The organism is Streptomyces sp. NPDC104313, assembly GCF_055583985.1.
In genome coordinates, this window is the sequence record NZ_JBVJMW010000012.1 from 1 (window position 1) to 17,219 (window position 17,219).

General features: G+C 73.5%; 14 protein-coding genes. 5 read left to right on the plus strand and 9 right to left on the minus strand.

Annotated features, from left to right (window positions below):
• Window positions 1–496 precede the first annotated feature (496 nt).
• The 3 genes from proC to ACZ60Q_RS25385 form a co-directional block, all read right to left on the minus strand.
• A complete protein-coding gene (gene proC, locus ACZ60Q_RS25375; protein ID WP_469638915.1) occupies window positions 497–1,306 on the minus strand; it encodes a pyrroline-5-carboxylate reductase in 810 nt (269 codons plus the stop codon).
• A gap of 96 nt (window positions 1,307–1,402) precedes the next feature.
• Window positions 1,403–1,933, minus strand: coding sequence for a hypothetical protein (locus tag ACZ60Q_RS25380; RefSeq protein WP_469638918.1), 531 nt, complete (start codon window positions 1,931–1,933; stop codon window positions 1,403–1,405).
• A gap of 44 nt (window positions 1,934–1,977) precedes the next feature.
• Entirely contained in the window at window positions 1,978–2,316 is a 339-nt protein-coding gene (locus ACZ60Q_RS25385) for an SH3 domain-containing protein (protein WP_469638921.1), read from the minus strand.
• A 133-nt stretch (window positions 2,317–2,449) separates the two neighbouring features.
• Here ACZ60Q_RS25385 and ACZ60Q_RS25390 point away from each other — a divergent pair, with 133 nt between their 5' ends.
• Window positions 2,450–4,624, plus strand: a complete 2,175-nt coding sequence (locus ACZ60Q_RS25390) for a protein kinase domain-containing protein (RefSeq protein WP_469639536.1) — start codon at window positions 2,450–2,452, stop codon at window positions 4,622–4,624.
• Between the two features lie 59 nt (window positions 4,625–4,683).
• On the opposite strand, the gene ilvD is transcribed toward ACZ60Q_RS25390, so the two are convergent.
• The 4 genes from ilvD to ACZ60Q_RS25410 all read right to left on the minus strand — a co-directional run bounded on the left by ilvD (window position 4,684) and on the right by ACZ60Q_RS25410 (window position 9,298).
• Entirely contained in the window at window positions 4,684–6,534 is a 1,851-nt protein-coding gene (gene ilvD, locus ACZ60Q_RS25395) for a dihydroxy-acid dehydratase (RefSeq protein WP_469638924.1), read from the minus strand.
• Between the two features lie 161 nt (window positions 6,535–6,695).
• Entirely contained in the window at window positions 6,696–7,313 is a 618-nt protein-coding gene (locus ACZ60Q_RS25400) for a TetR/AcrR family transcriptional regulator (RefSeq protein WP_469638927.1), read from the minus strand.
• Entirely contained in the window at window positions 7,310–8,140 is an 831-nt protein-coding gene (locus tag ACZ60Q_RS25405) for a sugar phosphate isomerase/epimerase family protein (protein WP_469639539.1), read from the minus strand. Before ACZ60Q_RS25405 ends, ACZ60Q_RS25400 begins: the two co-directional genes overlap by 4 nt.
• Window positions 8,141–8,347: 207 nt before the next feature.
• The gene (locus tag ACZ60Q_RS25410; RefSeq protein WP_469638930.1) at window positions 8,348–9,298 is read right to left on the minus strand and encodes a Ppx/GppA family phosphatase; all 951 of its coding nucleotides are present in this window, start codon (window positions 9,296–9,298) and stop codon (window positions 8,348–8,350) included.
• Window positions 9,299–9,337: 39 nt separating this feature from the next.
• On the opposite strand from ACZ60Q_RS25410, the gene ACZ60Q_RS25415 reads away from it, so the two are divergent.
• On the plus strand, window positions 9,338–10,195 hold the full coding sequence (locus tag ACZ60Q_RS25415) for a DUF3109 family protein (RefSeq protein ID WP_469638933.1): 858 nt from the start codon (window positions 9,338–9,340) through the stop codon (window positions 10,193–10,195).
• 57 nt (window positions 10,196–10,252) lie between these two features.
• On the opposite strand, the gene ACZ60Q_RS25420 is transcribed toward ACZ60Q_RS25415, so the two are convergent.
• Complete coding sequence (locus ACZ60Q_RS25420; RefSeq protein WP_469638936.1) at window positions 10,253–12,151, minus strand: RNA polymerase sigma factor; 1,899 nt, start codon at window positions 12,149–12,151, stop codon at window positions 10,253–10,255.
• Window positions 12,152–12,369: 218 nt separating this feature from the next.
• Between ACZ60Q_RS25420 and radA the strand changes: the two genes are divergently transcribed.
• Window positions 12,370–13,791, plus strand: coding sequence for a DNA repair protein RadA (gene radA / locus ACZ60Q_RS25425; RefSeq protein WP_469638939.1), 1,422 nt, complete (start codon window positions 12,370–12,372; stop codon window positions 13,789–13,791).
• Between the two features lie 79 nt (window positions 13,792–13,870).
• Window positions 13,871–14,995, plus strand: coding sequence for a DNA integrity scanning diadenylate cyclase DisA (disA, locus tag ACZ60Q_RS25430; RefSeq protein ID WP_469638942.1), 1,125 nt, complete (start codon window positions 13,871–13,873; stop codon window positions 14,993–14,995).
• Between the two features lie 279 nt (window positions 14,996–15,274).
• Here the strand turns inward: disA and ACZ60Q_RS25435 are convergent, their stop codons facing one another.
• Window positions 15,275–16,006 carry a hypothetical protein gene (locus tag ACZ60Q_RS25435; protein ID WP_469638945.1) on the minus strand — a complete coding sequence of 244 codons (732 nt, stop codon included), beginning with the start codon at window positions 16,004–16,006 and terminating at the stop codon, window positions 15,275–15,277.
• 302 nt (window positions 16,007–16,308) lie between these two features.
• Between ACZ60Q_RS25435 and ACZ60Q_RS25440 the strand changes: the two genes are divergently transcribed.
• A complete protein-coding gene (locus ACZ60Q_RS25440) occupies window positions 16,309–17,214 on the plus strand; it encodes an HhH-GPD family protein (protein ID WP_469638947.1) in 906 nt (301 codons plus the stop codon).
• Window positions 17,215–17,219: the final 5 nt, after the last annotated feature.

Here is a 17,219-nt window from a genome sequence, read left to right on the forward strand (position 1 = left end):
CCTCCGGGCGCTTCCCTTCGTTACTACTTTGTCTTGCTGTCCTGCGTTTCCGACTCTATCAGACTCTTTCGTGTCCGATTCCCGGTCGAAGCGGGCCCCGCATTTCGCTTCCAGGTCCTTCGCTTTCGCGTTTTCCCTTTCCGGCGAGTCCGACTCTACCAGATCCTTTCGGGCCTGATTCCCGGTCAGCGGGATTCGTCTTCCCGGCTGTTGGGCCGTTCCGACGAGTGAGACTTTAGCGGAATCATGCGCCCCGACGCTAATCGGGGTGCGTCCTCTCGAACGCGGATTCCTCATTTCGCGCAGGCACACGAAAAGGCATGCGGCACGAGGTCGCGCGTCCTGTCGTGATTACTGCGGAATGGCTGTCCGGGGACCGACCGGGGTCGGCGCTCACGTCGGACAACTCGGAGCACACTACGGAGGTGTCCGGGGTGTGTCAACCCCCGGCCGGTGGGGCCGGGGGCCGGGACGGACGGTGGCTCCGAGCCGGGCGTCAGCCGTTGCCGGAGGCCAGTTCGCGGCTGCGGTCGCGGGCCGCCTCCAGGGCCGCGATGAGGGCCGCGCGCACTCCGTGGTTCTCCAGCTCGCGGATGGCGCTGATGGTCGTGCCGGCCGGGCTGGTGACGGCTTCGCGGAGCTTGACCGGGTGTTCGCCACTGTCCCGGAGCATGACGGCGGCGCCGATCGCGGCCTGGACGATGAGGTCGTGGGCCTGGGCGCGGGGCAGGCCGAGCAGGATGCCCGCGTCGGTCATGGCCTCGACCAGGAAGTAGAAGTAGGCGGGGCCCGAGCCGGAGAGGGCGGTCGCCGCGTCCTGCTGGGACTCCGGGACGCGCAGGGTCTTGCCGACGCCGCCGAAGATCTCCTCGGCGGTGGCGAGGTGCGCGCCGGTGGCATGGCTGCCGGCCGAGATGACGGACATGCCCTCGTCGACGAGGACCGGGGTGTTGGGCATGACCCGGACGACCGGGGTGTCCGGGGCGAGCCGGTCCTCGATGAACGCGGTGGTGATGCCGGCCGCGGCGCTGATGACCAGGCGGTCGGAGGTGACGTGCGGGGCGAGTTCGTCCAGGAGTTTGCCCATGTCCTGCGGCTTGACCGCGAGGATGAGGATGTCGGCGTGGCCGGCCGCCTCCGCGTTGGTGACGGACTCGACCCCGTACCGCGTGCGGAGTTCCTGGGCCCGGTCGCCGCGGCGGGTGGTCACCAGGAGGTGGGCCGGTCGCCAGCCCGCCCGGATCATCCCGCTGAGCAGGGCCTCGCCGATCTTGCCGGTGCCGAGGACTGCGACTGTCTGGGTCATGCGTTCACTCTCCGGGCGGTGCTGGTCTGTGCTCTGGGCTGTGCTCTGTCGTCTGGTTCGGGCCGTCTTCGACCCTCGACTGCCCCCCGCCCGCCCTCAGCCGCGCTTCGGGCGCTTGCGGCCGGAGGTCCTGCGGGCCGCCGGGTTGCCGGTACGGGTCGAGCGGCGCTTCTCGAACCGGCCGCGGGCCGTCTCGTACTCGGTGCGTCGCAGCTTCTCGCCCGGGGCCTCGGTGAGCGAGCGGACGAAGTAGGCGAGGAGCGAGCCGATGAAGCCGATCGACTTCAGTCCGCGCAGGGAGTCCTCGCGGGCCGGGTCCTTCGGGCGGGCGGCGAAGCCCTCCCAGGTCTTGCGGAACGCGATGGCGCTGCAGATGGAGAACATCGCGATCACCAGCATCCCGACGAGGCCCCCGACCTCCGCGATCTCCAGTCCCTCGTAGGCGAAGCGCAGGAGGAAGCAGGCGGCCACGGCGGCGGCCAGCGAGCCGACGGCGACGCCGACGCGCCGGAGGCCGTAACCGCCGTCGTGGTCGACCCATGTCGTGCCGAAGAAGCGGATGGGCTCGGGCTGCGGGCCCGGGGCCGTGGCGGGCGGGGGGCCGGGGGCTGCGCTGTTCTCGCTCACGGGGTCGATTATCCCCGTTGCCCCCGGCCGGCCGGGCGGAGCCGTCAGTCGCAGCGCGGTGCGATGTAGCCGTCACGCCCCGTGTAGACGTAGGCGTCCGCGACGAACTGGCCGTTGGCGATGTTGTCCCAGAGATTCGATGTGCCGTACGGGCCGGTGACCCGCTCCCCCGGCTTCTGGCAGTAGATCGGGATCTTCTGGTCGTACGGGAGGGTCCTGACGATGCGGTAACCGGTGCCCGGTCCGGTGCGGACGTTGACCCGGTGGCCCGGGGCGATCGGATAGCGGGTGCCGGTCGCGGCGGCCTCCGCCGCGGCAGTCGCCCCTGCCACCTCTTCCACCTCGTCCCGGGTGGGCTCCGCGGTGTGCTCTTCAACGCCCATGTGGGCCTCCCCCGTTGAGAAACGCGTACGCGGGAACACGTACGACGCGCAGGCTAGCAAGCCCCGTGCCTCTCCTACGCACCATCGACTAGGCTCCGTGCGTCGCATGCGCACGAACACACGGGGGTGGGCGATGCCGCCGCTGCGAGAGCCCGGAGCGCATCCGGAAGCGGAGTTTCCGCAGTACGCCGGCGCCTACCGTCTTGAGGCCCGTCTCGGCTCGGGCGGCATGGGGGTCGTGCATCTGGCGCGCTCGGCCTCGGGGATGCAGCTCGCGGTGAAGGTCGTGCACGCGCCGTACTCGGCGGATCCCGAGTTCAGGGCGCGGTTCCGGCAGGAGGTGGCCGCCGCGCGGCGGGTGAGCGGGGCGTTCACGGCGCCCGTCGTCGACGCCGATCCGGAGGCCGGGCGGCCCTGGATGGCCACCCTCTACGTTCCCGGTCCCACGCTCTCCGAACAGGTCAAGCGGAACGGCCCGATGACCCCCGCCGAGCTGCGCAGACTGACCGCCGGGCTTGCCGAGGCGCTGCGGGACATCCATCGGGCGGGCGTGATCCACCGCGATCTGAAGCCGAGCAACGTGCTGCTGACCGACGGGGGCCCCAAGGTCATCGACTTCGGGATCTCCCGGCCGTACGACAGTGATCTGCGCACCGAGACGGGCAAGCTGATCGGCTCGCCGCCCTATATGGCTCCCGAACAGTTCCAGCGACCGCGCGAGGTCGGGCCGCCGGTGGACGTGTTCGCGCTGGGGGCCGTGATCGTCCACGCGGCGACGGGCCGGGGTCCGTTCGACTCGGACAGCCCGTACATCGTGGCGTACCAGGTGGTGCACGACCAGCCGGACCTCGGCGGGGTGCCGGAGGACCTCGCGCCGCTGGTCGCCCGGTGCCTGGCGAAGGACCCGGCCGAGCGGCCCACGCCGGGCGAGGTGATGGAGGCGCTGCTGCCCCCGTCGTACGAGGCCGACGCGTTCATACCGTCGCAGCGGCGCCGGGCGGTGGTCGCGGCGGCGGTGCCGCCGGCCCGGGAGCGCGACGGTTCGGAGGAGGACACGCATGTGCGCGCCGCGCCTCCGGTAAGGCGCCGGGGTCTGCCGCGCGTCCGGCTGATCGTGGCGGCGGCGCTGCTCCTGCTGGTGGCGGGGGCGGGCGCCGGGGCGTACGCCGTGTGGGGCGGCGGTACGGACGCGAGCCGCCCGGGGCCGGAACGCGCGGGCGCCGGGGGCGGGGAGGGCGACGACGCCGTCACGCCGTGGCGTACCGGGCTGCGGACCTCCGGCACCGCCACTCCCGTCTGTTCCACCGCCGGGGCGGGGGGTGCGCTGTACTGCTCGGCGGCCGGGGCCGGCACCGCCAGGATCGATCCGGCGGACGGGCGCGTGCTGTGGTCGGCCCGGTCCTCCCCGTCCCGGGCGACCGCCCACGCTCCGATCGTCTCGGGCGGGGTCGTGCTGTCCGCCGGCCCGGACGGGAAGCTCCGCGCGTTCGACCCGGTGGAGGGCACCGCGGTCCGGGACACCACGCTGTCCGCGAGTCCCGGCGGCGCGTTCCCGGCGGGCGACATTCTGCTGGCCGTCGCGGACGACGGCACGGTGACGGCGCTGGACGGGGCGAGCGGGGCGGCCCGCTGGAAGGGACCGCTGGCGAAGCACACCCGGCCCGGCTTCGCCCTGTACGACGGGGCGTCCGGGCTCGCCTACGCCTTCGAGCACGCGGCCTCCGGTGCGTCGACCCTGGTCACGGCGGTGGACGCGGTGAGCGGCCGGGCGGCCTGGCAGCGGCGGCTGGACGGGGTGCTCACCCCGGTCGGCACGGCCGGGGCCGGGGAGCTGGTGATGACGGCGATGGACGGGAACTCGGACACCTCCGAGCTGGTCCGGTACGCGCCCGGGACCGGGAGGTCCACCCGGGTGCCGCTGCCCTTCACGTTGGACGGGCCGCAGGTGGTCATGGCGGGGGACGTCGCGTATCTGCTGGCACGGGGCGGGTCGCTGCTGGCCGTCGACACCGCGGCGGGCGGTGCGAAGGCCGAGCTGTGGCGGCTGGAGACGGGGGTCGGGCGGGCTTCCGCCCCGGTGCTCGGGGAGGGCGGCCACCTGTACTTCTCCGCCGCGGACGGGCGGCTGCTGGCCGTCGACACGGACCGGGGTGCGCTGGTGGGGCAGACCCGGGCGCGGCTGAGCGGCGGAAAGCTCGCCTATGCCTCGGACCTGCCCGCGCCGGTGACGGCGGGACGGCTGGTGGTGGGGACGGCGCCGGACGGGTCGGTCTTCGCGGTGGACGGGGCGGACCCGGGCGCCTGGTGAGGCCCCGGGTCCGGCTCCGCGAGTGCTGGAGGGGCTGGAGGGGCTGGAAAGCCGAAGGGTCAGCCGAGCTTGGTGACGTCGCGGACCGCGCCGCGGTCCGCGCTCGTCGTCATCGCCGCGTAGGCGCGCAGCGCGGCCGAGACCTTGCGGTCGCGGTTCTTCGGCGCGTACACGCCGTTCAGCGCCGCGCGGCGGGTGGCCAGTTGCGCGTCGTCGACGAGCAGCTCGATGGAGCGGTTCGGGATGTCGATGCGGATCCGGTCGCCGTCCTCGACGAGCGCGATGGTGCCGCCGGAGGCCGCCTCGGGCGAGGCGTGGCCGATGGAGAGGCCGGACGTGCCGCCGGAGAAGCGGCCGTCGGTGACCAGCGCGCAGACCTTGCCCAGGCCCCGGCCCTTGAGGAAGGAGGTGGGGTAGAGCATCTCCTGCATGCCGGGGCCGCCGCGCGGGCCCTCGTAACGGATGACGACGACGTCGCCCGGCTCGATCTCCTTGCGGAGGATCTTGTCGACGGCCTCGTCCTGCGACTCGCAGACGACGGCCGGGCCCTCGAAGGTCCAGATCGACTCGTCGACACCGGCCGTCTTCACGACGCAGCCGTCGACGGCGAGGTTGCCCTTGAGGACCGCGAGCCCGCCGTCCTTGGAGTAGGCGTGCTCGACGTCGCGGATGCAGCCGCCCGCCGCGTCCAGGTCGAGGGTGTCCCACCGCTCGGACTGCGAGAAGGCGGTCGCGGAGCGGACGCAGCCGGGGGCGGCGTGCCACAGCTCGGTGGCCTCGGGGGACGGGGAGCCGCCGCGCACGTCCCAGTTCTTCAGCCACTCGGCGAGGGTGTCGGAGTGCACCGAGTGCACCTCCTCGTTCAGCAGACCGCCGCGGTGGAGCTCGCCGAGGAGGGCGGGGATGCCGCCGGCCCGGTGGACGTCCTCCATGTAGTACGTACCGCCGGGGGCGACGTTGGGAGCGACTTTGGAGAGGCACGGGACCCGGCGCGAGACCTCGTTGATGTCGTCGAGGTCGTAGGCCAGCTCCGCTTCCTCGGCGGCGGCCAGCAGGTGCAGGATCGTGTTGGTCGAGCCGCCCATGGCGATGTCCAGCGCCATCGCGTTGTCGAACGCGGCGCGGGTGCCGATGGCGCGCGGCAGGACCGTCTCGTCGTCCTGCTCGTAGTAGCGCTTGGTGATCTCGACGACCGTGCGGCCGGCGTCCTCGTAGAGGGCCCTGCGGGCGGTGTGCGTGGCGAGGACGGAGCCGTTGCCGGGGAGGGAGAGGCCGAGGACCTCGGTCAGGCAGTTCATCGAGTTGGCGGTGAACATGCCGGAACAGCTGCCGCAGGTGGGGCAGGCGTTCTCCTCGATGCGGAGGATGTCCTCGTCGGAGATGGACTCGTCGACCGCGTCGCTGATCGCGTTGACCAGGTCGAGTTTGCGGACCGTGCCGTCGACGAGGGTGGCCTTTCCGGCCTCCATCGGGCCGCCGGAGACGAAGACGGTCGGGATGTTGAGGCGCATGGCGGCCATCAGCATGCCCGGGGTGATCTTGTCGCAGTTGGAGATGCAGATCAGCGCGTCCGCGCAGTGCGCCTCGACCATGTACTCCACGGAGTCGGCGATCAGGTCGCGGGAGGGCAGGCTGTAGAGCATGCCGCCGTGGCCCATCGCGATGCCGTCGTCCACGGCGATGGTGTTGAACTCGCGCGGGACCGCGCCCGCCGCCAGGATCGCCTCGGAGACGATCCGGCCGACCGGGGCGAGGTGGGTGTGGCCGGGGACGAACTCGGTGAACGAGTTGGCGACCGCGATGATCGGCTTGCCGATGTCCGCGCTCGCTACGCCCGACGCGCGCATAAGGGCGCGCGCGCCCGCCATGTTGCGCCCGTGGGTGACCGTGCGGGACCTCAGCTGCGGCATCGTCGCTCGCTCCTTCGGCAGAGAAGTCGGCAGAGAAGACTGCCTTCCGGATTCGGGCAGGAAAGACTGTGTTCGAGCCTACGCCCCGAATCCAGGATCTGGACAGCCTGTCCGGAATGCGGGACGTGAAGGTCGGTGGGTGGGCGGCCGTACGGGGACGGTCAGCCCTCGCCCAAGTATCGCTGGAGCGTGGGCGCCACCATCGCGACGATCTCCTCCGGGTCGGCGGAGGCGAGCGGCTCGGCACGGATCACGTACCGCAGCATCGCGATGCCGAGCATGTGCGAGGCGGCCAGTTCGGCGCGGAGGGCGGGGTCCGGCACGTCCAGCTCGGCCGCGATCCGCTCCAGCAGCTGCCGCAGCACGAAGTCGCGCAGGACGTTCGCGGCCGCCTCGTGGGTGACCGCGGAACGCAGGATCGCCAGCAGGGGCGTACGGGTGCCGGGGTCCTCCCACACGGAGAGGAAGAAGCGCGCGAGGCGCTCCCCGATGCCGTCCGGCGGCCCGCCCAGCACGGCCGGGAGGACCAGGGCGGGTTCGAAGGTGACCGCGATGGCGGCGGCGAAGACCTCGTCCTTCGTGCCGAAGTAGTGGTGGACGAGGGCCGCGTCGACCCCGGCGGCCTTGGCGATGCCCCGGATCGACGTCCTGTCGTAGCCGCGCTGGGCGAACTCCGTACGGGCCGCCGCCAGGATGCGGGTACGGGCGTCGGGACCCTCGGACGCGGCCCTGCGGGAGGGGCGCCCCCGGCGGCGCGGGGCGGGAGCGTCCCCGCTCACGGGCGGCGGATCTCGGCGGCCGGGCCGGCGGGGGCGGAGGTGGCCAGGTGGAGGCGGGTGAAGGCCAGCGCCTCCGCGAGGTCGGCCTCGCGTTCGGCGGAGGACATCGCGCGGCGGGTGTTGACCTCGATGACCACATGGCCGTCGAAGCCGGTGCGGGCCAGGCGCTCCAGCAGCTCCGCGCACGGCTGGTCGCCCCGGCCGGGGACCAGGTGCTCGTCCTTGGCCGAGCCCTTGCCGTCGGCGAGGTGGACGTGGGCGAGCCGGTCGCCCATCCGGTCCACCATGGCGAGCGCCTCGGTGCGGGCGGTCGCGGTGTGCGAGAGGTCGACCGTGAAGTGCCGGTAGTCGTCGTTGGTGACGTCCCAGTCGGGGGCGTACGCGAGCATCTCGCGGTCCCGGTAGCGCCAGGGGTACATGTTCTCGACGGCGAAGCGGACGTCGGTCTCCTCGGCCATCCGCCAGATCCCGGTCACGAAGTCACGGGCGTAGTTGCGCTGCCACCGGAACGGCGGGTGCACCACGACGGTGGAGGCCCCGAGCCTCTCGGCGGCGGCCCTGGCCCGTTGGAGCTTGATCCACGGGTCGGTGGACCAGACGCGCTGGGTGATCAGGAGGCAGGGGGCGTGCACCGCGAGAATCGGGACCCGGTGGTAGTCGGAGAGTCGGCGCAGGGCCTCGATGTCCTGGCTGACGGGGTCGGTCCAGACCATGACCTCGACGCCGTCGTACCCCAGGCGCGCGGCGATCTCGAAGGCCGTCGCGGTGGACTCGGGGTAGACCGAGGCTGTTGACAGGGCGACCTTCGCATCGGGGACGCGCACCACTGGTTCTGCCACCTGGACAGCGTACGGGCACCGGTGCGCCGCGCCGAGGGCTCCTGGCGGAAAGTGATCAGGACCATGGGGTCGTCACCGTACGTCACCGGGCCGGTGCGGCTCGTTCCGTCGTCCGGGCGCCCGCGAGCGGTGCGGCCCGGGGCCATCGCCCGCCACCCCGGCGGTGCCGCCCGGAGTCCGTCGCCGCACGTCGGGTCAGCCCGGCAGTGCGGCGTGTTCCACGGGGAGGTGGTCCAGGCGGCGCAGGATGACGCCCTCGCGCAGGGCCCAGGGGCAGATCTCCAGCTCCTCGACGCCGAACAGGTCCATCGCCCCCTCGGCCACCAGGGCCCCGGCGAGCAGCTGGGCGGCCCGGCCCTCGGAGACTCCGGGGAGCCGGCCGCGCTCCTCGACCGTCATCGCCGCCAGCTTGGGCACCCAGTCCTCCAGCGCCTTGCGGCTCAGCGAGCGCTGGACGTACAGGCCCTCGGTGGAGCGGGCGGCGCCGGCGATCCGGGCGAGCTGCTTGAAGGTCTTGGAGGTGGCGACGACATGATCGGGGCGGCCGGCCCGGCTGAACTCGCCCACCGTCCGCGCGATGCCGGCCCGGACATGCCGGCGCAACGCCCTGACCTGCTCGGGGTCGGCCGGGTCGTCCGGCAGCCAGGCGCCGGTGAGGCGGCCCGCGCCGAGCGGCAGGGAGACGGCGATGTCCGGCTCCTCGTCGATGCCGAAGGCGATCTCCAGGGAGCCGCCGCCGATGTCGAGGACGAGCAGCCTCCCCGCCGACCAGCCGAACCAGCGGCGGGCGGCCAGGAAGGTCAGCCGGGCCTCCTCCTCGCCGCTGAGCACCGCGAGGTCGACGCCGGTCTCCAGCCGTACGCGCTCCAGGACCAGGTCGGCGTTGGTCGCCTCGCGCACCGCGGAGGTGGCGAAGGCGAGCACGTCCTCGCACCCCTTGTCCTCGGCGGCCTGGACCGCCCCGGCGATCGTCGCCACGAGCCGGTCCACGCCCAGGGGGCCGATCGCGCCGTCCTCGTCGAGGAGTTCGGCGAGCCGGAGCTCCTCCTTGTGCGAGTGCGCGGGCAGCGGGCGGGCGCCGGGGTGGGCGTCGACCACCAGCAGATGAACCGTGTTCGATCCCACGTCGAGGACTCCGAGTCTCATACGGGAACGCTACTGCGCTGTTGGACCTACGCTGGGCGCGTGCCAAAGACGAAAAAGGCTAAGCAGGACAAAGCCACGAAGAAGCAGAAGTCGAACAAGCAGACAGCACAGCCGGAGGCGAGCGGACCGGACCCGTCCGACGAGAAGGGCATCGACTTCGCCCGGGCCTGGGTGGAGTTCCCCGACCCGGCCGACGACGAGCAGGTCTTCCGCTGCGATCTGACCTGGCTGACCTCCCGCTGGACCTGCGTCTTCGGCAGCGGCTGCCAGGGCATCCAGGCGGGCCGCGCGGACGACGGGTGCTGCACGCTGGGGGCGCACTTCTCCGACGAGGACGACGAGAAGCGGGTCGCCGGGCACGTGGCGCGGCTGACCCCGGAGCTGTGGCAGTTCCACGATGTCGGTGCGGAGACGGGCTGGGTCGGCGTCGACGAGGACGGCGAACGTCAGACGCGCCGCTGGGAGGGCTCCTGCATCTTCCAGAACCGGCCCGGCTTCCCCGCCGGGGCGGGCTGCTCGCTGCACATCCTGGCGCTGCGGGAGGGCAAGGAGCCCCTGGAGACCAAGCCGGACGTGTGCTGGCAGCTGCCGGTGCGGCGGACGTACGACTGGATCGACCGGCCCGACGACACGCGGGTGCTCCAGGTGACGATCGGTGAGTACGACCGCCGGGGCTGGGGTCCGGGCGGTCACGACCTGCACTGGTGGTGCACCTCGGCCACCTCGGCGCACGGGGCCGGTGACCCGGTGTACGTGTCCTACCGCCCGGAGCTGATCGAGCTGATGGGCAAGGAGGGGTACGACCGGCTGGTCGAGCTGTGCGAGGAGCGGCTGTCGTCGCTGCTGCCGATGGCCCCGCACCCGGCGGACCCGCTCCCCGCGCCGAAGAAGCGCTGAGGCGCACCGGGGATCCCTGGGCCGGCGCGGTCGGCGGCCCCTGAGCCCGTCGGCCCCTCAGCCCGTCGGGTCCGGGGCGGTGGGGCTCGGGTCGGTGGGGTCCGGTGTCGGTTCGGGCGGGCCCGTGGGGGCGGTCGGGTCCGGCGGATCGGTCGGGCCCGGGTCGGTGGGACCCGGATCGGTCGGACCGGGGTCCGTCGGACCCGGATCGGTCGGTCCGGGGTCGGTGGGACCCGGATCGGTCGGACCGGGGTCCGTCGGACCCGGATCGGTCGGTCCGGGGTCGGTGGGACCCGGATCGGTCGGACCCTGGTCCGTCGGACGGGGGGAGTCCGTTCCGGGGCGCGTGGGGTGCGGGCCGCCCGTCGTCGGGGACGTGCGCCCGTGGCCGTCGATGAGCACGGCGGATCCCGAGGGCGTCAGCGAGATCCGGGCCCGCCACGGGCCGTCCGGCTGCGCGTCCCGGATCACCGGGACCACGATCGTGGTGCTCTGCCCGGCCCCGAGCGTGCCCGACGTACGGCTGAGGCGCAGCCACGGGGCATCCGTCGCCGCCGACCAGGTGACCGGCCCCCGACCGGAGGCGGTCAGCGTGATCGTCGTGACGGCCCCGGAGGTCCGGGCCGTCACCGCCAGCCGGGCGTCGCCGTGCCGCGCGCCGCCGGTGCTGACGACCTCGGCGATGACGTCCGGGTCGCGGGCGCCGAAGCGATCGCCGGGGCGGCCGTCGCCGGTGCTGTCGGAGCCGTCGGAGGGGGCGCCGCTCATACCGCCGGCGCCGTCGGCCTCGGTGGCGGTGACCGAGGTCCCGTCGTGGCCCTCGCCGGTCTGGGGCGCCCCCCGGTACGCGGCCCACAGGGCGATCACGGGGGCGGCGACCACCGTCGCGACGACCGTGGTCGTCACGACCCGGGCGCGCAGCCGGTCCCGGCGGGCGGCCTGGTCCTTGGGGTCGAGCGGAAACCCGGCCCGGTCCAGGCGCGGGCCCGCGTCGCGGGAGCGCTGGGCCTGGGCCATCGCGACGTACACCGAGGGACGGGGGGCCTCGACGACGGGCAGGGCGGTGACCGGGGCCAGGGCCGCTCCGGGCCAGGGCCCCGCGGCATCGGCCCGCTCGGCCGCGCGGCGGCAGCGGGGGCAGTCGTCGACGTGCCGGACGAGCTCGCGGCGCAGGGTGGCGGAGAGCAGCACCTGGTGGTCGCCGGTGAGCCGGGCGACGGTGGGGCAGTCGCCGGCCTCGACGACGCCGAGGGCCGCGCGGGTGCGCTCCACCTCGCAGGCCGCGCCGGCCAGCAGCTCCCGGGCGGTGGCCGGCTCCAGACCGAGCACGGCGGCGACGGCGCGGGGGGCGAGCCGGTGACGTACGGCCAGTTCGAGGGCTTCGCGCTGCTCCGGGGTGGTGCCCGCGGCCTCGGGCCAGGCGAGCGTGGCGAGCTCCCGGCGGCGGGCTTCGGCGGCCGGCGACTCGGAAGGGGTGGGAGTGACGGCGTCCTCGGGGGTGGCCGGCGAGGTGTGCTCCGGCGTGCGCCGGGCGGTGTACGCCCCCTGGTGCCGGGACGGTGCGGGGTTCCTGGAGCCCTTGCGCGTATCGGGGGCCTTGGCCGTTCGGGGCGGCCCCACCGCCTCGGAGGGGCGGCGGTGGGCCTGGCGGCCGCGCCCGCGCTCGGTGAGGATGCGCAGGCAGGTCCAGCGGGCCAGCGCGTACAGCCAGGTTCTCCGTTCCTCCTCGGCCGTGGGGCCCCTGGCGTCCTGCCGGTCCGCGACCGACAGGACCGCGCCGAGCGCTTCGGCGGCCGCGTCGTGGTCGCAGAGCACGGAGAGGCAGTAGGTGAAGAGTCCGTCGAGATACGGCTCGTAACGTGCGGGCGGTCGCTGTGCCGGGGCGTGGGGCGCTCGACGGTGCGCCCAGTGTGCGCCGGTGGTGTGCGTCGGGGTCTCCAGCCTGCTGCTCGTCACCCGCCGACCGTAGGCAAGGGAGCGCATGCCCCAAGTACCCCTTGAGCACATTTAATCCTTACGGGTGAAGGTATCCCTCGAAAGAGTCGTAAAAGGGCACAGAGATCGCAGATTCCGCCCGTAGTGCTCCGGAGTGCATCCGTGCGCCCTGCGCGCGGATGCGCCCCGCGCGCCGCCGCCCGGGAGGCACTGTCGTACCCCACCTATACGGTGGCGTCATGGCTGCCCGTACGAAATCCGCGAAGGACCGGCCGTCCTACCGCTGCACCGAATGCGGCTGGACCACCGCCAAGTGGCTCGGCCGTTGCCCCGAGTGCCAGGCGTGGGGGACGGTCGAGGAGTTCGGCGGCGCCCCCGCCGTGCGCACCACCGCGGCCGGCCGGGTCTCCACGGCGGCCGTGCCGATCGGCCAGGTCGACAGCCGTACGGCCACCGCCCGTTCGACCGGCGTCGGTGAGCTGGACCGGGTGCTCGGCGGCGGGCTCGTGCCGGGCGCCGTCGTCCTGCTGGCGGGCGAGCCGGGCGTCGGCAAGTCGACGCTGCTGCTGGATGTGGCGGCCAAGGCGGCGAGCGGGGACCACCGCACGCTCTATGTGACCGCCGAGGAGTCCGCCAGCCAGGTCCGGCTGCGGGCCGACCGGATCCGGGCGATCAACGACCACCTCTACCTCGCGGCGGAGACCGATCTGTCCGCGGTGCTCGGCCACCTGGACGCGGTGAAGCCCTCGCTGCTCGTCCTGGACTCGGTGCAGACGGTCGCCTCGCCCGAGATCGACGGCGCGCCCGGCGGAATGGCCCAGGTCCGGGAGGTCGCCGGAGCGCTGATCCGGGCCTCCAAGGAGCGCGGGATGGCCACGCTGCTCGTCGGCCACGTCACGAAGGACGGCGCGATCGCCGGGCCCCGGCTGCTGGAGCACCTGGTGGACGTCGTGCTGTCCTTCGAGGGGGACCGCCACGCCCGGCTGCGGCTGGTGCGCGGGATCAAGAACCGCTACGGGGCGACCGACGAAGTCGGCTGCTTCGAGCTGCACGACGAGGGCATCACCGGACTCGCCGACCCCTCGGGCCTCTTCCTGACCCGCCGCGACGTGGCGGTGCCGGGCACCTGTCTGACGGTGACCCTGGAGGGCAAGCGGCCCCTGGTCGCCGAGGTACAGGCGCTCACCGTCGACTCGCAGATCCCCTCGCCCCGGCGCACCACCTCGGGTCTGGAGACCTCCCGGGTCTCGATGATGCTCGCCGTGCTGGAGCAGCGCGGCCGGATCAGCGCGCTCGGCAAGCGGGACATCTACAGCGCGACGGTGGGCGGCGTGAAGCTCACCGAGCCCGCCGCCGACCTGGCGATCGCGCTCGCGCTGGCCAGCGCGGCCAGCGACACCCCGCTCCCGAAGAACCTGGTCGCGATCGGCGAGGTGGGGCTCGCGGGCGAGGTCAGGCGGGTCACCGGGGTACAGCGGAGACTGGCCGAGGCACACCGTCTGGGCTTCACCCACGCGCTCGTTCCGACGGACCCGGGGAAGGTCCCGGCCGGTATGAAGGTCACCGAAGTCGCCGACATGGGCGATGCCCTGCGGGTCCTCCCGCGCCGGTCTCGGCAGGAGGCGCCGCAGCCTCGTCAGGAAGACAACGCGCGCCGGTAGACTTTGCCCTGGTCTCGCCCGCCCGTGGACACGGCATGGGGGACGCAAGGGCACCGCGACCTGTGACCGGAGGAGTGCAGTGGCAGCCAACGACCGGGCGACGACGCCCGGAAAGTCCGGCCAAGGCACCGGTAACGAGGCGCTGATGCGCGCCTCGTTGAGCGCGGTCGCGCCCGGAATGGCCCTGCGGGACGGCCTGGAGCGCATTCTCCGCGGCAATACCGGTGGGCTGATCGTGCTGGGCATGGACAAGACGGTCGAGTCGATGTGCACCGGCGGATTCGTGCTGGACGTGGAGTTCACGGCGACGCGCCTGCGCGAGCTGTGCAAGCTCGACGGGGCGCTGATCCTCGACAAGGACATGACCAAGATCCTGCGGGCCGGCGTGCAGCTGGTCCCGGACGCCTCGATCCACACGGAGGAGACGGGCACCCGTCACCGCACGGCGGACCGGGTCTCCAAGGCGTGCGGCTTCCCCGTCGTCTCGGTCTCCCAGTCGATGCGCCTGATCGCGCTGTACGTGGACGGGGAGCGGCGGGTCCTGGAGGAGTCCTCCGCCATCCTGTCCCGGGCCAATCAGGCGCTCGCCACGCTGGAGCGGTACAAACTGCGCCTCGACGAGGTGGCGGGCACCCTGTCCGCGCTGGAGATCGAGGACCTGGTCACCGTCCGGGACGTGACGGCGGTGGCGCAGCGGCTGGAGATGGTGCGGCGGATCGCCACGGAGATCGCGGAGTACGTGGTCGAGCTCGGCACCGACGGACGCCTGCTCTCGCTCCAGCTGGACGAGCTGATCGCCGGGGTGGAGCCGGAGCGCGAGCTGGTCGTCCGCGACTACGTGCCCGAGCCGACGGCGAAGCGGTCGCGCACGGTGGCCGAGGCGCTGACCGAGCTGGACGCGCTGAGCCACACGGAGCTGCTGGAGCTGGCGGTGGTGGCGCGGGCGCTGGGCTACAGCGGTTCGCCCGAGACGCTGGACTCGGCGGTCTCCCCGCGCGGCTTCCGGCTGCTGGCGAAGGTGCCACGGCTGCCGGGGGCGGTCATCGAGCGGCTGGTGGAGCACTTCGGCGGGCTCCAGAAGCTGCTGGCGGCGAGCGTGGACGACCTCCAGACGGTGGAGGGCGTCGGCGAGGCGCGGGCGCGCAGCGTGCGGGAGGGGCTGTCGCGGCTGGCGGAGTCGTCGATCCTGGAGCGGTACGTCTGAGGTCGGCCGCACCGGTCGAGTCGTCCGGCGGTCGAGGACGGACCCGGGCCGGGGCGGGCGGTGCTCATACGGGCTCGCCCGACCCCCCCATGGGTGCCTCGCCGGACCGCCATGGGCGCGTCGCCCGACCGCGTGGCTGGTCCGTCCTCAACCGCCGGACCGGCCGGGTTACCGCGCTTGCCCGGACCCTTGGGTGCGACGCCCGCCCACCTTGACGGTTCCGTCCTCGAACGCCGGACGGGCTCGAAGGGTCGCCGGACGAGCTGAACAGGGCCGGGCTCAGTCCTTCGCCAGCACGAAAGAGGCTCGCTGGACCGGTTCGCCGGGGGCCTTCGCCTCCAGGAGGTACGTTCCCGGGCCGGCCTTGCCGGCCGGAGGGGTCGCGCAGCCGGGGGCGGACAGCGCGCGGTTCCAGTCGACCGTGTGGATCACCGTCGCGCCCGCCGGGACCTTCAGGAACAGCGGGCCGGCCGCGGCCGGGCAGTCCTTCGAGGACCAGATCGGATCGTCGTCCTCGCCGCCTGCCTCGGTGACCGTGAGGACCGCGCTCTTCGGCCCGAGGTCGGCCTTGCAGGTGGCCGACGAGGTGTTCTTCGCGATCAGTTCGAACTTCGGCTTGTCGTCGGGGCCGTAACTGACCTTTGTCCGCAGGGTCACCCGCACCGCGGCGGGCTTGCACTCGGAGAGCGGGGAGCCGGCCGGGACCTGTTGGCCCGCCGTGCCACCGCCACCCGAACCGGCCGTGTCCGCACCGCCCGTTGACGCCCCGTCGGACGAGGCCCCGTCGCCGGAGGACGCGCCCGCGCCACCGTCGGAGCCGCCCGACCCGCCCGAGCCCCCGGATCCGCCGTTCTCGCCCGACTCGTCGCGGCCGCCCGGCTGTTGGCTGATCGCCGGGCCCGATCCCGACGGCCCGGGAGTGATCGACTCGACCGGGTCGAAGCCGCCCGACTTGCCGTCGTTCCGGCTCCCCCCACCGCCTCCGGACGTCACGCCCCAGGCGATCAACACGGCGAGCAACGCAGCCAGAAGTCCCGCTACCGCCCTTCGTCGCCAGTAGATGCTGGAGGGAAGCGGACCGACCGGATTGCGCATAGATCCCACGGCCCGAACTCTACGAGAGATCCGGGCCGGCTCAGGCCCCACCCGCCGCTCCGGTCGCAAGTTTTGCCGATCATCATCACGGGAACGGGGCGCGACCCGGTCACAGGGGACAGAACGGGTGGCGTTGTCGCCCCCTGGGCCGCCGCGTGGGCCGACACCCCCGTGCCCGTGACCGCCGCTCCCTCTTCCGTGCCAGGATCGTCCGTGCGATGACTGCCATGACTTCGACACAGACGCCCCCCGCCGCCTCCCTCCACACCCCCGTCATCGGGTGGTTCGAGCAGCATGCCCGCGATCTGCCCTGGCGCCGCCCCGAGGCGGGCGCCTGGGGCGTGATGGTGAGCGAGTTCATGTTGCAGCAGACCCCGGTGAGCCGGGTCCTCCCGGTGTACGAACAGTGGCTCGCCCGCTGGCCCCGCCCCGCCGACCTGGCCGCCGAGGCGCCCGGGGAGGCGGTCCGCGCCTGGGGCCGGCTCGGCTACCCACGCCGTGCGCTGCGCCTGCACGGGGCCGCGCAGGCGATAACGGAACGGCACGGCGGCGATGTGCCGAGCGAGCACGCCCAGCTGCTGGCGCTGCCCGGGATCGGCGAGTACACGGCGGCGGCCGTGGCCTCGTTCGCGTACGGGCAGCGGCACGCGGTGCTCGACACGAACGTCCGCCGGGTGTTCGCCCGCGCCGCGTCCGGGGTCCAGTACCCGCCGAACGCGACCACCGCCGCCGAGCGCAAGCTCGCGCGGGCGCTGCTGCCCGAGGAGGACGAGCGGGCGGCACGCTGGGCGGCGGCGACGATGGAGCTGGGCGCCCTCGTGTGCACCGCGCGCAACGAGGACTGCGACCGGTGCCCGATCGCCTCGCGGTGTGCCTGGCGGCTGGCCGGGAAGCCCGCGCACCAGGGCCCGCCGCGCAAGGGGCAGACGTACGCCGGCACCGACCGCCAGGTCCGCGGGCGGCTGTTGGCGGTGTTGCGGGACTCGGTGAGCCCCGTGGCCCAGGCCGCGCTGGACACGGTGTGGGAGGAGCCGGTGCAGCGGGCCCGCGCACTGGACGGACTGGTGGCCGACGGACTGGTCGAACCGCTGGCCGACGGCCGGTACCGGCTGCCGCTGGCCTGATCCCC

What these genes read in the sequence shown, in the direction of transcription:
- ACZ60Q_RS25410 (WP_469638930.1), bottom strand. Translation starts at nt 9,298, where the DNA reads ATGAGACTCGGAGTCCTCGACGTGGGATCGAACACGGTTCATCTGCTG.
- ACZ60Q_RS25385 (WP_469638921.1), bottom strand. Translation starts at nt 2,316, where the DNA reads ATGGGCGTTGAAGAGCACACCGCGGAGCCCACCCGGGACGAGGTGGAA.
- ACZ60Q_RS25440 (WP_469638947.1), top strand. Translation starts at nt 16,309, where the DNA reads ATGACTGCCATGACTTCGACACAGACGCCCCCCGCCGCCTCCCTCCAC.
- proC (WP_469638915.1), bottom strand. Translation starts at nt 1,306, where the DNA reads ATGACCCAGACAGTCGCAGTCCTCGGCACCGGCAAGATCGGCGAGGCC.
- ilvD (WP_469638924.1), bottom strand. Translation starts at nt 6,534, where the DNA reads ATGCCGCAGCTGAGGTCCCGCACGGTCACCCACGGGCGCAACATGGCG.
- radA (WP_469638939.1), top strand. Translation starts at nt 12,370, where the DNA reads ATGGCTGCCCGTACGAAATCCGCGAAGGACCGGCCGTCCTACCGCTGC.
- ACZ60Q_RS25390 (WP_469639536.1), top strand. Translation starts at nt 2,450, where the DNA reads ATGCCGCCGCTGCGAGAGCCCGGAGCGCATCCGGAAGCGGAGTTTCCG.